Raw genomic sequence first — 11,477 nt, 5'->3', positions numbered from 1 at the left:
ACTGGCAGACGCGCCGAAAGGCCGATGTTTGATGGACCCGCGCTCTTCGCGAGCGCGGGTCTCGACACATCAGAGCCCAAGATGCTGCCTGACGCTGGAGACAGCCGCACCAACAGCGTTGCCAGCGGTCGTGGCCAATCCGGCAACCGCCGCAATCACCCTCAACCGGCGCCCAATCGCGCCAGTGTCCGGCTCAGGCTCAGTAGATTCGCGCACCACGGCGTCGGCTGCGTCTTGCGCAGCATCCGCTTGGTCATCGGGCACCTGCCCCCGCAGCGTGGCAACCACCGTTACCAACTGCTGGGCAAGCTCCAGCAGGCCCGGCCCGGCGTCGGTGCGCTGCATGTTCGTGATGTTGCCGGTCGTGGTGTTTATCGAGTTCACAATATTGCCTTGACCACTAACATTCGTGTCTCGACTGTGATGCTTCGCCACCAGTGCTCCTTTAACATCGATATGGATACCACCGTGCCACTTGCCTAGCTGAGTGCCAATCATTCTGGCTCGTCGTATCGCTGCGGTGTCGTGCTCTGCTTCCGAGAGGCGGTCAATCATGTCTCCGTAGTTGGCAAGAGCCATATCGGCGGATACGACGAGCCGCTGCCTCATAACAGCCGTCCTGTCGTATCCATTATCATCCGACCTATTCAGTCGACGCAGCACCTGTTTGAGACATTTCTGTACGGCAGGTGAGTCGATAGCGAGTGAGCCATTGTCACAGCGAGACAATACCGCTTCGGCGATGGTCAGATCGCTGTGTACCCGCCCCACGATCTGTCGCAGCAGCCGCTGCTCAGCGTTCTGTCGCAACATCTGCTTTGCGGTGACGCCATGCCTTCCCCGGGTAATAGCCCAGCACAACGTTGGGACGTTGCCAACCGTGATCCACCGGGCGGCACTTTGCGGTCGAGGTGGGGAGAAGAAGCGCCCACCCGGGAGCTCCACAACGACCGATGCATCCCCGATGGCGAATCCCCCGCGGACAGCGCTATCACTGTGCAGTTTTGTCGCCGTGGTCAGATGCATGGCAAGGACATGGCCGAAGTCAGCCAAGGGCGCCGGGCGATCGGGCTGTCCCCGAATCCAGGCCAGCGTCGACGCCGCCTCCATGGCAACCTGACAGGCGTAGTCCAAGGTCGCTGTCCGAACACGGGGTGGCTGGAACCGAAAACCTATTTCTAGGCGGTACATCCAGGCGTCACCGTAGATCCGCCGGAACACTACGGGCAGACTTGCCATCAACCCAGTCTGTGCTGCCAGTCTGATACCTCGGGCGCCGATGAATTGTCGCTCCTCGATCCACGGGACGGCTCCGACCAGGTATCGCTTGCGTCTGGCACCAATGCCCCGCACGAATTGCCTGGGCCGCGAGGACGGCAGTAGGGGGCTAGGCAGGACCTTGGGTGCATCCGGGAGCATCGCACGGAGGTCCACCACGGGGACTTGAACGACGATCAGCACCCCCAACAACCTAGTGGATCTCTCGGCTGTCGTGTAGAGAATGCGCCACGAGGCCGCCCGCGCCCTGGAGTTACTGTCTCCGCCCGCCCGCCCCAGCCCTGCCGCACCGAGTGACCGAACTCCTTCTATCTCGATTCCTCGGCCGCACCAAATCCCGGAATCCGCGGACCCTTCTCCCCGCAGCCGCACCGAGCCGAGGGGGCTGTCATGCCTGCGCATGCCCCGGTCCGGCGCGCCCGCGCGCCGCCGGCCGTACGACCGAAGGACCTTCTCCTTGAGCACCACCACCGGCGGCCCAGCCCAGGGCAGCGGCTACCGCACTGTCCTGGGCCTGCCGTACGTCGCTCACCTGCTGGGCGGCACCCTGATCGGCCGCCTTCCCACCGGCATGGCGCCGATCGCGATCCTGCTGCTGGTGCGCGCCGAGCATGGCCCGCTCGCCCTCGCGGGGACGCTCGGCGCCTTGTACGGCCTCGCCTCCGCGCTCGGGCAGCCGCTGCTCGGGCGCCTGGTCGACCGCCACGGCCAGACCCGGGTCCTCGTCCCCGCCACGATCGCGGCCAGCTCGGCGTTCCTGCTACTGCCGTGCACCGGACCGGCGCGCCACCCGGTGCTCGCCGCGCTGACGGTCCTGCTGGCGGGCCTGGCGACGCCGCCGCTGGAAGCGGGCCTTCGGGCGCTGTGGCCAATGCTGCTTCCCGACACCGAGCGCCAGCGCGCCGCCCTCGCCCTGGACAGCAGCACCCAGGGCCTGGTCTTCATCGCAGGGCCACTGCTGGCCACCGGCTTCGCCGCCGGCGCCGGGGCGACCACCGCGCTGGTGGCGACCGCGACGCTCGGCCTGCTCGGCACCGGCCTGGTCGTCACTGCCACCCCCTCCCGGACCTGGACGCCGAACGAGTTCACCGCCGCGGCGCATTGGATGGGTCCGCTGCGGGTGCCGGGCCTGCGGGTGCTGTACGCCGCCCTGATCGGCATCGGCGTCGCACTCGGAGCCGTCAACCTGCTGGCCCTGTCCACCGCCGAGCGTCACCACGCCGGGTGGCTGGCCGGGGTGATGCCGGCCGCGTTGTCCATCGGCAGCATGCTCGGCGGCCTCGCCTACGGCCGCCACGCCTGGCCCGGCGCCCCCGCCAAGCACCTGGTCGCCGCGTCGATCGGCTTCGCGGCCGGATGGCTCGCCCTGCTCCCGGACCCGGCGCCCGCCGTCGCCGTCGTGGGCGCCGTCCTGCCCGGCACCTTCCTCGCGCCGCTGCTGACCGCGAGCTTCCTCACCGTCGACCGACTCGCCCCCGAAGGCGAATCGACCGAGGCGTTCGCCTGGCTGATCGCCTGCATCGGCATCGGCCAGGCCGCCGGCACCGCCCTCGCCTCGCTCGCCGCCGCCCTCGGCCCGCAACTCCTCGCACTCGTCCCCCTCGCCGGAGCCGGTGCCGCGCTGTGGCTGCTGCGGAGCTTCAACGACCGCCTCTCCTCCTGACCACCCCGCTCGCCCCGAAGGACCCGCCGTGAACATCCCCGTCTTCTCTTCCGCAACTTCCGCCACCCGTATGCACGTTGTCTGGGACTGGAACGGAACGATCAAGGACGACCTCGACGATCACGTCTCCGCGTTGAACGCGACGCTGCCCGCCCTAGGCGGCCAGCCGATCGACCAGGAGACCTACCGGGCCAAGCACACCGTGCCGATCCCGAACTTCTACGCCCGCCTGCTCGGACGCACCATCACCGAGCAGGAGTGGGTCTCCAGCGACACCGCCTTCCTCGCCCACCTGCGCGCCCAGCCGGTGCGCGTACGCGACGGCGCCGTCGAGCTGATGATGGTCCTCCGCGAGGCTGGCCACACCCAGTCGCTGCTCTCCCTGTGCCCGCACGACACCCTCGTGCGCGAAGTCGAGCAGGCCGGCATCGGCCACTTCTTCACCCGGTACGAGGGCCGCACCGGCCCCTCGGGCGGCACCAAGGCCGCCCCGCTCACCGCCCACCTGCGCGCTCTCGGCCTCACCGGCCAGGCGCACCGGGTGCTGCTGATCGGCGACGCAGTCGACGACGCCGACGCCGCGCACGCCAACGGCGCGCTCGCCGTGCTGCACACCGGCGGTCTGCACCACCCCGCCAAGCTCGCCGCCACCGGCCACCCGCTCGCCGACACTCTCGCCGACGCCGTCGCCCTCGGCCTGCGCCTGGCCACCGAGCACCATCCCGCCTGCATCTAGCGCGAGTTGGCGGCCAGACCGAACCGCAGATCCTGCGGTTCCTCTGCCCCACCGCTTCACCGGAGCCCCGCCATGACCCGAAGAAGAGCCGCGGTACCCGCCCCTGTACGCCCGAACCACCTGGATGTGCCATGTCCGACCCGATGCCGGGCCCCGCCGAGCCCGAGCCCATCCGCATCCCCGACGAGGACCTGGACGACCTCGTCAGCGCCCTGCACCGCACCATGGCCGAGGTCCGCCAGCACGGCGTCATCCTCGACCGCCTCGGCTCCGAAGCCGACGACGCGCCGGGACCCGGCTCCACCGAGCCGGGCCCCGTGCCCGCGGACGAACCCGAAGCCGCCCCGCCGTTGTTCATCCTCGCGATGGGCGGCGCGCAATATGCCGCCGAGTTGGCCGAGCTGTCTTTCTGGGTCACCCACATCCTGCTGCCCGTCTACGGCCGGGAGATCGGCTCCACTCGCCCCTGGTGCGCGAAGTGGCACGAGCACCCGGAGGCCGTGGCCCGCCTCCACGCCCTGTGGCTCGCCTGGCAGCAGCTCACCACCACCGAGGCCGGCCACGCGGGCCCCTCCACGTGGCACCGCGACCACCTGGACCACGCGCTCCTCCAACTCCGCGCTCCGGACGGCCCGTTCGCGGCGTGCACCACCAGCCCGTCCCGGCCCGCCCACCGCGTCCTGGCCACCCCCGACCAGCTGGGACTCGCCGCATGAACACCCTCGACTTCCACCTCGACGGCCTCGAGCCCGCCGACGAGTCCCCCGGCCATGCATACAACTACCCCTGGGAGACGGACTTTCAGCTCATCTCCCAGCACGACGTGGGCGAGCGCAGCTTCATCATCGCCTTCGACAGGACGGCCACCTGGGACTACCCCAACAAGGCCAACATCGTCTCCTTCGACGCCGACCGTGACAGCAGCCGAGGCATGTTCAGCATGCACCGGGAACGGCGCGCCACCTTCGCGTTCGCGCAGAACTGGCTCGTCAACCGCGGCTGCCCGCCGGACACGCTCGCACCGGTTCTCGGTGGCCCGAACCCCGCCGACGAGCTATCCGTCCGGGTCGAGGACCGCATCCGGCGCTCAGGCGAGCGCTTGGAGGTCTCCGACTACCAGGTCATCGACGGGGCCGAGACCGAGGGCTGGAGCATCGCCGTCGACAGCGAGGCCAAGGAGCTGCCCTTCCGCCTGTTCATCGAGACGCTTCAGCCCGATCAGTGGACCTACACGTTGCGCGAGGGAGCTTTCCCTGACCACGCCGCTGCCGATGAGTGGCTGGAGAAGCGCTCCATCCCGCTGCCCGAGCCGCCCGAGTACCGCCGCGACGCCCTACGCACCCGCGCCGCCGTCGCCCGCAGCATCACGCCCTCCACCAGCGCCGCCGCCGTCCTGGCCTCCGCCCCCGCCGCTGCTGCCGTCGCCCGGCCCGATCGGGGGCGGTCGCTGTGACTCGCGCGAAGTTCGGCTTCTCCGCCCACCCCGATGCCATCGCAGACCTGCGCCAACTCCCCGATGCCATCCGCGACCAGGCGCTACTGCACCTTCAGGACCTCGTCCACGGCGAGCGCGTCGCCAAGCGCCTCGACGGCCGGCTGGAGGGCTGTCACAAGATCTACCTCGGCGTCGGCGACCAGTGGGCCAGCCACCGCCTGGTCGTGCAGTTCCGCGACGCCCCGCCCGACGCGAAGCACGCCCGCGAGGTCCATCTCGTCGCCGCCGGCCCGCGGCTGGACTACGCGGTCTACCGCTCCGCCCAGAACCGCCTGGGCCGCGCCGGCCTCAACCTCCCCGCGGGCCTCAGCCCCGCCGAGGAAGCCCGGGTGCGCGCTGCCCGCGCCCGCTCCACCCGTTCGGCACCCGCGGCGGTCACCGGCGCCGCCTACACCACCGTCTCCCCCGGCTATACCCCCAACTCCCCTGCGCGAAAGGCCCGATGATGACAATCCGCCCCGCCCATGCCGAACTCGCCACCTGGCTCGTCGAGGCCGCCGAGGCCGTCTCCGGCATCGTCACCACCCAGCACTCAACCCCACTGTCCCGCTCCTACCTCCACCCCGTCCTCGGTCCGCTCGCCTCCGGGCCCGAGGTCCTCACGACCCTCGCGGCGCGGATGGAGGACCTGCTGGACGAGGAGCTGCCGACCACCCCGGCCACGCTGTTCACGCTGGCTTCCTACGCCTCCGCCCTGGGCTGGCTCACCGAGTCGCTCTCCGAACTGACCCAGACCGTCGACGCCTTGGCCACCATGGCCGGCCTTCCGCCGCGCTCCGGTGCCGCCACCGGCACTACCGCCGAGCTGGAGGGCTTCGACCTCTCCGGCTACACCCCGCGCGACCAGGAGACGGTCGCCGACCTGGCGGCCGAAGCCGCGCTGCCGCCCGGCCTCTACCTCCAGATCCTGGGCCGGGCCCTGCTCGCCGCCTCGGACTTCACCGAGGCGTGCATGGAGATCGTCGGAGCCCTGACCGAGGACGCCCACGACCTCCTCAAGGAGTCCGTCAGCTCCGTCCGCCTCGGCGGGGACGGCCCCGACAGCCTGCCCACCCTGGTGCGCTCCCTCATCACCCGGATGGAGACGGCCCTGTGAACCCGCACGATCAGCTCGTGAGGCCCATCGCCCAGCCGATCTCCGCCATGGCCGCCGAGGACGCGGCGCGCGTGGAAGCCGTCCTACGACAGCTCGCCCCGAAGTGGACCACGCACCTCGTCCACACGATCGCCAAGTACGGCCCCCAGATGCGGGCACGCGACATCGCCGACCACCACCCGACGGTCAGTCGGCCGAACGTCAACAAGCGCCTCGCCGCCATGGCCGACCTCGGACTGCTGGACCGCGACGCCACCTTCGACCGCTGGGCACCGTACCGGCTCAGCGCCCGTGCACTCACCCTCGGACCGCTCTACCGCGCGGTGGCCCAGTGGTCCTCCGAACACCTCGACCGCGCACCGCAGGGACGGTCCGACCGGATCGAGGACGCCCTGCGCCGCCTGCACCTGGCGGACACCACCGAGGTGGTCCGGCTGCTGTCGGAGCACGGGAGCATGGGGTGACCCGTCTCGGAGAGCTCGTCGGCGTCTCCGAACAGGTCATCTCCACCCGGCTCAACCGCATGCAGGCCGACAGACTGGTCGCCCGCACCGGCTCCCGGCACAGAGAGCCGTACACCCTGAGCAACGACGGCCGCGCCCTCACCCCCGTGTACGCCGCCGTGCAGCAGTGGGACACCCGGCACTCGGCCGCCCCGCCCGCCCGGGTGCCGGCCGTACCTTCGTCACCGGCACGGACACCGTGCGGACCGCGGCGGCGCTGCGGCGAAGCCCCGCGCCCGCCGGCCTGTTCAGCCACGCCCCCGCCCCGCAGCCGCGCGTTCCCGCAGCGGTGACGGCGGCCTCTCACCCCTGCCGCGGGCAGTGACCACCGTGAACACCCACCCAAGAACTCTCCCCGGCTTCCACTTCCCCCGGGTCCGCACACCGCTGCGCACGCCTCCGCCGCCGGTGGCGTGCGGACCCGTTCCCCGCCGCGTCCAGGAGCCTCCCGGTGCTCTCCACTTCCCCTCTGCTCGTCCACCCGCTCCGCCTCGCCGGCCCCGGCGACCAGCGGCTCATCACCGACACGCTCGCCGCCGCTCCCGGCTGGACCCGAACCACCTCGCCCGACAGCGGAACCCGCCTCACCAGCCCCTGCCGAACCGTCGTCATCACCAGCGAACCGCCTGCTGACCGCCCTGGCGCCTGGACCGTTCACGGCCGCACCTCGCCCGGCTCCGACCCACTCTGGCGCGCGTCGTTCGCGCCCGGCACGCCCGCCGAGATCACCGCAGCCTTCATGACCGTCCTCGTCGACGGCCTGCGCAGCAGGCACCGCGACTACCTGCGCGGCGGCCCCCACTACCTGTCCCGCACCCCCGCGTCCGTCCTCGCCGAACACGGCTGGCGGCCCGGCCCGAGCCCCCGGGGCTTCCACGACCAGGTCGCGCCGGACCTGACCGCCGTCTACCGGCACCGCGTCGGCCACCAGCCTCCCGACGCCGAAGCCGCCGGCCGGACCCCGCCCGCCTGGAGCATGATCGCGGGCAACCTGCGGAACCCCTCCTGGCATGCCGACTTCACCACCGGCGTGCCCTTCTACCCCCTCGTCCGCGCCACCCTCCTCTTCAGCTCGCCCGTCCCCGTGGAGCGGCGCCTCGGCGACCTCCCCGCTCACCACCTGCCCCACCTCACCGCCCAGCAGCCTTCCAAAGCTGCCCACCCGGCACCCCGCAACCGACCGGCAGCCTCCGCCGCCCCACCCGTCGCCCAGCCCGCGGCCGCCGCCGCGCGCCGCCGTTGACCCTGGACACCCCGATGCCGTACACCCCCGAGAAGCCCCGCGAGTACCGGATCACGCCCCGCTACATCGCCAACTCCGACGCCGACGTCTCACCGCCCATCGATCGGCTGCTGGACGCGGGCTGGGCGCTCAGCCGCGACGAGCAGGCCAACACCTACGTCACCGCGCCGGACCTGCGGGCCCGCCTGGCGTACCTGCCCGAGGGCGACAACTGCACGTACTGGAAGATCAGCGCCGGCCGGGACGCCTTCGCCCCGCCCGAGTGGCTGGTCACCTTCGACCACAAGACCCCGCCCGAGGTCGTCGAGGACTTCACCGCCGCCCTCGCCGACGCCTACGCCCAGGGCCCCGACGCCTACCTGAACAACGGACCGCGGCCCGACGGCGCAGGCACGACCCTCCAACTCCTCGCCTCCGGCTGGCGCCTGAACCCGGCGACCCCCTTCCTCACCCACCAGTCGCCCGACAACCTCATCCGGCTGCACCGCCGGGACCAATTCCTCCCGCACGCGTCCGAGATGGCCGGCGACACCGAGCGCTGGCTGTTCGAGGTCGGCCCGCCCCGCGACGTCTGGTACGCCACCGCCTCCTCCCGGTTGCCCGAGCACCTGCTCCATACGCTCGCCAACACCGTCGCCGACCCCGCCCCGGTCCACCGGCACATGCGGCGCGTCGACCTGGAGCGCCTGCCCGCCGTCGCCACCGCAACGCCGATGGCGCCGAGTCCGCTGGAGGTGGCGCGCGTCCGGGCAGCCTCGTCCCGCTCGCTCTCCGTGCCCCGCGCCGCCCCGTCCACGCTCGCCTACAGCACCACCACCCGCCCGCCGGCACTCCCCCAGGCCGCCGTCGCCGGACGCTCCCGCTGATCACCGACACCCGGAGGAACCCTCGTGTCCGACGCCACCGCCCTGGACCACGCGAACGCGATGATCGAGAAGGCCTGGGGCCGGCCGGTCGCCGAGCTGGAGAAGTCCGCGCCCTGTTTGCCCGTCGAGGACCCGATGCTGCGCGCGGCCATGCACCACCGGTCCCACCTCGTCGTCGTGTCCAACTCCGCCGCCGTGCACCAGGAGCGGCTGCACGCACTCACCCGGCCAGGCCACGTCCCCGCCTTCTACGACCTCGACCGGATCACGGCTTCAGCGAGCGCCCTTCGCACGGCCTACGCGGAGAGCAACACGGCCATCCAGATGATCCGCCACATCGTCGACGCCCGCGAGCTCGCCCTGCAGGCCCAGAGCGGTCTCGGCGCCGAGCGCGTGAAGGCCGCCACCACGCGCACCACGAACTCGCCTCGCCCGCTGGGCCCGCCAGCCGCGCAGCCCACCCCGCCGATCGCAGCCGTTCCGACTCCCTCGACGGCGAACCAGCGATAGCGACCGGTCAGTCCGCGGCCTGGTCGTGGTGCTCGCCTGGATCGGCGGCGCCCACCACGCGGGCCAGTTCCTCGACGGTCAGCTCGACCCGCTGCCCGTCGTCCAGTCTGGCCTCCACCACGGCTGCTTGCCGCCGCTCGGCCCGGCTCGTCGTGCGTACGGCCCACTGGCCGTCGGCGATCGTCGCAGTGTCGCTCAGCGTCCACGATCGCCCTGCCGACCGGACCTTGCGCTCCAGCGCCACCATGTCCCGGCCTCTGCTCGACCTCACGCCTTCTCCCCCTTCGCGTCCCGCTGCGATCCTTCGCCGCAACCCCGTTGCAGCACCCGACTGCGCCGATCCATTCCCGCCCGGTTCGCCCACGGCAGACCGCCGACAGCCGGAATCGACTACGACCTTCGGCGCACCGCATGCCAACGTACTCATGTCGCCCAAACCGCAGGTCAACGAGGGGAACGACCACCTGATCAACCCTGGCCTGCCCGCCGCTCGGTCCGCTCAAGAAGGGAAACCACGACGAGCACCCATCGCATCGACTTCCACCCGGTCATCGTCTCCGCCAGCACTGGACACCGCGCTTCCCGCCACATCCTCGTCAGCCCAGCCCTCCGGGTCGTCCGCGCCGACGAGGTTCGCTCCGGAGACCTGATCGTCTCCGCCTTCCACCCCGTTGGACCCGACCACCTTCCCTCGGCCGAGTACTTCGCCTCCGGCCCCTACCCGGCCAGCCCCGGGCTCTACGACCCGACCTGCGGCTGCGGAGTCTGTGGCCTGCCGGAAGTCCAAGGCCGGGACGGCATCGTCGTCCTCACCACCGGCTATCCGTGGGACACCTGCGACCCGTGGCCCGCCGACGACCTCGTTCTCATCCGCCTTACCGCCCTGCTGATCACCACCGCGAGGAGACCTCCGTGCCGCAGTACCTGACTGTCGCCCATCTGATCGCCCAGCTCCAGGACCTCGACCCGAACCTGCACGTCCGGCTCGCGGTGAACCCGGACTGGCCGTTCTCGCACCTGCCGGCCGGGACCGTCGTCGTTCACGACGGTGTCGTCTACCTGCCCGAGGACGGTCAGGAGGGCTACTTGCCCACCGCCGTCCGCGAAGAACTCGCCTGGGCCTGACCCAACCCGACCGAAGGAGAACCGCATCCCCACCCTCGATCACCCGGCCCTCCCCGTACCGCTCGACAGCCTCGCCGTCCGGCCTATGCCACCACTGGCGCACGGGGCGCTCGTCCACAACGTCCCCGCCTCCCCCGACGAACCGATCAAGGTCTTCTGGGCCCCACACCCCGCGCCCCCGCTGCCGCTTGGCCGTATTCGCCTGCGGTGGGAGCCGGCCACCGGATCCGGCTGGGACGTCACCGCCCACCTCGGACTCGCCACCACCGAGGTTCACCTCGCCACGTGGCTCGCCGCCGCCGACGACTGGCCCCGCCTCGTCCGACCCACCCTGCGCGAAGTCACCGAGCTGTGCTCTGCCCTCGCCGTCGCCACCGCCGCCCTTCGCGTTGCTGTCTCCCAACTACCCACCACGGACAACCTCCCCTGCTCCAAAGCAGCGGAAGCGGGCTCCCCAGAAGTTGGCACGCCCCGCTCCTTCCCCCTGCCGACCGACGAGGACGGAGCCACCGACAACCAGGAGTTCTGGGGCTACCGCGAGATGGCCGCGTATCTGGGCATCAACCTTCATGCTGTCCACGCCCGGGGCTCGAGAGGGTCCCTACCCGCTCCCGACGACACCAGCGTTCCCGATCGACCCCGTTGGAAGCCCAGCACCGTCCGGGCTTGGAAGCCCCTCGGCCAGGGCTACCGCCGCGACCTCCACGGCAACCCGCCTGACGACAACACCACCGGCTGACCGCAGGAACCGCCATGAGGCGGTAGACCTGCCCGTGCGGGGGTGACACCGAGCCTTCGGAGCCACCCCCGCATCCGCGTGATCACGCACCGGGAGCGGCCCGATCGGTCTACCCGACCGTCAATCAACTACTGAAGTTGAATTCGTGATGTCGGTCTGAGATGTGGTCAGCCATCCATGATCAGGCCGGTGGTGGCGAGGCATCCGTCGATGAGGTGAGGGC

15 protein-coding genes are annotated in these 11,477 nt (G+C 71.1%); 13 read left to right on the top strand and 2 right to left on the bottom strand.

Annotated features, from left to right (window positions below):
• Positions 1–69 precede the first annotated feature (69 nt).
• Entirely contained in the window at positions 70–1,239 is a 1,170-nt protein-coding gene (locus ACGF0D_RS40050; protein ID WP_392925069.1) for a hypothetical protein, read from the bottom strand.
• Between the two features lie 496 nt (positions 1,240–1,735).
• Here ACGF0D_RS40050 and ACGF0D_RS40045 point away from each other — a divergent pair, with 496 nt between their 5' ends.
• The 11 genes from ACGF0D_RS40045 to ACGF0D_RS39995 all read left to right on the top strand — a co-directional run bounded on the left by ACGF0D_RS40045 (position 1,736) and on the right by ACGF0D_RS39995 (position 9,390).
• Complete coding sequence (locus tag ACGF0D_RS40045) at positions 1,736–2,941, top strand: MFS transporter (protein WP_392925067.1); 1,206 nt, start codon at positions 1,736–1,738, stop codon at positions 2,939–2,941.
• Positions 2,942–3,011: 70 nt separating this feature from the next.
• On the top strand, positions 3,012–3,677 hold the full coding sequence (locus ACGF0D_RS40040; protein WP_392925065.1) for an HAD family hydrolase: 666 nt from the start codon (positions 3,012–3,014) through the stop codon (positions 3,675–3,677).
• Between the two features lie 131 nt (positions 3,678–3,808).
• A complete protein-coding gene (locus tag ACGF0D_RS40035) occupies positions 3,809–4,393 on the top strand; it encodes a DUF4913 domain-containing protein (RefSeq protein WP_392925063.1) in 585 nt (194 codons plus the stop codon).
• Complete coding sequence (locus ACGF0D_RS40030) at positions 4,390–5,130, top strand: glycosyl hydrolase (RefSeq protein ID WP_392925061.1); 741 nt, start codon at positions 4,390–4,392, stop codon at positions 5,128–5,130. The genes ACGF0D_RS40035 and ACGF0D_RS40030 overlap by 4 nt, the downstream gene beginning before the upstream one ends.
• Positions 5,127–5,618 (top strand): hypothetical protein, encoded by a 492-nt coding sequence (locus ACGF0D_RS40025; RefSeq protein ID WP_392925059.1) that lies wholly within the window; start codon positions 5,127–5,129, stop codon positions 5,616–5,618. Before ACGF0D_RS40030 ends, ACGF0D_RS40025 begins: the two co-directional genes overlap by 4 nt.
• Positions 5,615–6,268 (top strand): hypothetical protein, encoded by a 654-nt coding sequence (locus tag ACGF0D_RS40020; protein ID WP_392925057.1) that lies wholly within the window; start codon positions 5,615–5,617, stop codon positions 6,266–6,268. Before ACGF0D_RS40025 ends, ACGF0D_RS40020 begins: the two co-directional genes overlap by 4 nt.
• Before the next feature lie 17 nt (positions 6,269–6,285).
• Entirely contained in the window at positions 6,286–6,732 is a 447-nt protein-coding gene (locus tag ACGF0D_RS40015) for a winged helix-turn-helix transcriptional regulator (RefSeq protein ID WP_392925055.1), read from the top strand.
• Positions 6,729–7,064 (top strand): winged helix-turn-helix transcriptional regulator, encoded by a 336-nt coding sequence (locus ACGF0D_RS40010; RefSeq protein ID WP_392925053.1) that lies wholly within the window; start codon positions 6,729–6,731, stop codon positions 7,062–7,064. Before ACGF0D_RS40015 ends, ACGF0D_RS40010 begins: the two co-directional genes overlap by 4 nt.
• Positions 7,065–7,222: 158 nt before the next feature.
• Entirely contained in the window at positions 7,223–8,014 is a 792-nt protein-coding gene (locus tag ACGF0D_RS40005) for a DUF317 domain-containing protein (RefSeq protein ID WP_392925051.1), read from the top strand.
• A gap of 14 nt (positions 8,015–8,028) precedes the next feature.
• Positions 8,029–8,880, top strand: a complete 852-nt coding sequence (locus ACGF0D_RS40000) for a DUF317 domain-containing protein (protein WP_392925049.1) — start codon at positions 8,029–8,031, stop codon at positions 8,878–8,880.
• Positions 8,881–8,904: 24 nt separating this feature from the next.
• Positions 8,905–9,390 carry a hypothetical protein gene (locus ACGF0D_RS39995; protein ID WP_392925047.1) on the top strand — a complete coding sequence of 162 codons (486 nt, stop codon included), beginning with the start codon at positions 8,905–8,907 and terminating at the stop codon, positions 9,388–9,390.
• Positions 9,391–9,397: 7 nt separating this feature from the next.
• Here ACGF0D_RS39995 and ACGF0D_RS39990 read toward each other — a convergent pair whose 3' ends face one another.
• The gene (locus tag ACGF0D_RS39990) at positions 9,398–9,661 is read right to left on the bottom strand and encodes a hypothetical protein (RefSeq protein ID WP_392925045.1); all 264 of its coding nucleotides are present in this window, start codon (positions 9,659–9,661) and stop codon (positions 9,398–9,400) included.
• A 641-nt stretch (positions 9,662–10,302) separates the two neighbouring features.
• Here ACGF0D_RS39990 and ACGF0D_RS39985 point away from each other — a divergent pair.
• Together ACGF0D_RS39985 and ACGF0D_RS39980 are read left to right on the top strand one after the other, a co-directional pair.
• Positions 10,303–10,515, top strand: coding sequence for a hypothetical protein (locus ACGF0D_RS39985; RefSeq protein ID WP_392925043.1), 213 nt, complete (start codon positions 10,303–10,305; stop codon positions 10,513–10,515).
• An 85-nt stretch (positions 10,516–10,600) separates the two neighbouring features.
• Positions 10,601–11,254 (top strand): hypothetical protein, encoded by a 654-nt coding sequence (locus ACGF0D_RS39980; protein ID WP_392925041.1) that lies wholly within the window; start codon positions 10,601–10,603, stop codon positions 11,252–11,254.
• Positions 11,255–11,477: the final 223 nt, after the last annotated feature.

The organism is Kitasatospora sp. NPDC048298 (assembly GCF_043201465.1).
Classification (GTDB): domain Bacteria; phylum Actinomycetota; class Actinomycetes; order Streptomycetales; family Streptomycetaceae; genus Kitasatospora.
Note: the sequence above shows the minus strand (reverse complement) of the source record. Positions and strands in the feature narration are given on the sequence as shown.

Coding starts and splice junctions, on each gene's coding strand:
- ACGF0D_RS39980 (WP_392925041.1), top strand. CDS start 10,601: ATGCCACCACTGGCGCACGGGGCGCTCGTCCACAACGTCCCCGCCTCC.
- ACGF0D_RS40030 (WP_392925061.1), top strand. CDS start 4,390: ATGAACACCCTCGACTTCCACCTCGACGGCCTCGAGCCCGCCGACGAG.
- ACGF0D_RS40020 (WP_392925057.1), top strand. CDS start 5,615: ATGATGACAATCCGCCCCGCCCATGCCGAACTCGCCACCTGGCTCGTC.
- ACGF0D_RS40040 (WP_392925065.1), top strand. CDS start 3,012: ATGCACGTTGTCTGGGACTGGAACGGAACGATCAAGGACGACCTCGAC.
- ACGF0D_RS40035 (WP_392925063.1), top strand. CDS start 3,809: ATGTCCGACCCGATGCCGGGCCCCGCCGAGCCCGAGCCCATCCGCATC.
- ACGF0D_RS40050 (WP_392925069.1), bottom strand. CDS start 1,239: ATGGCAAGTCTGCCCGTAGTGTTCCGGCGGATCTACGGTGACGCCTGG.
- ACGF0D_RS40000 (WP_392925049.1), top strand. CDS start 8,029: ATGCCGTACACCCCCGAGAAGCCCCGCGAGTACCGGATCACGCCCCGC.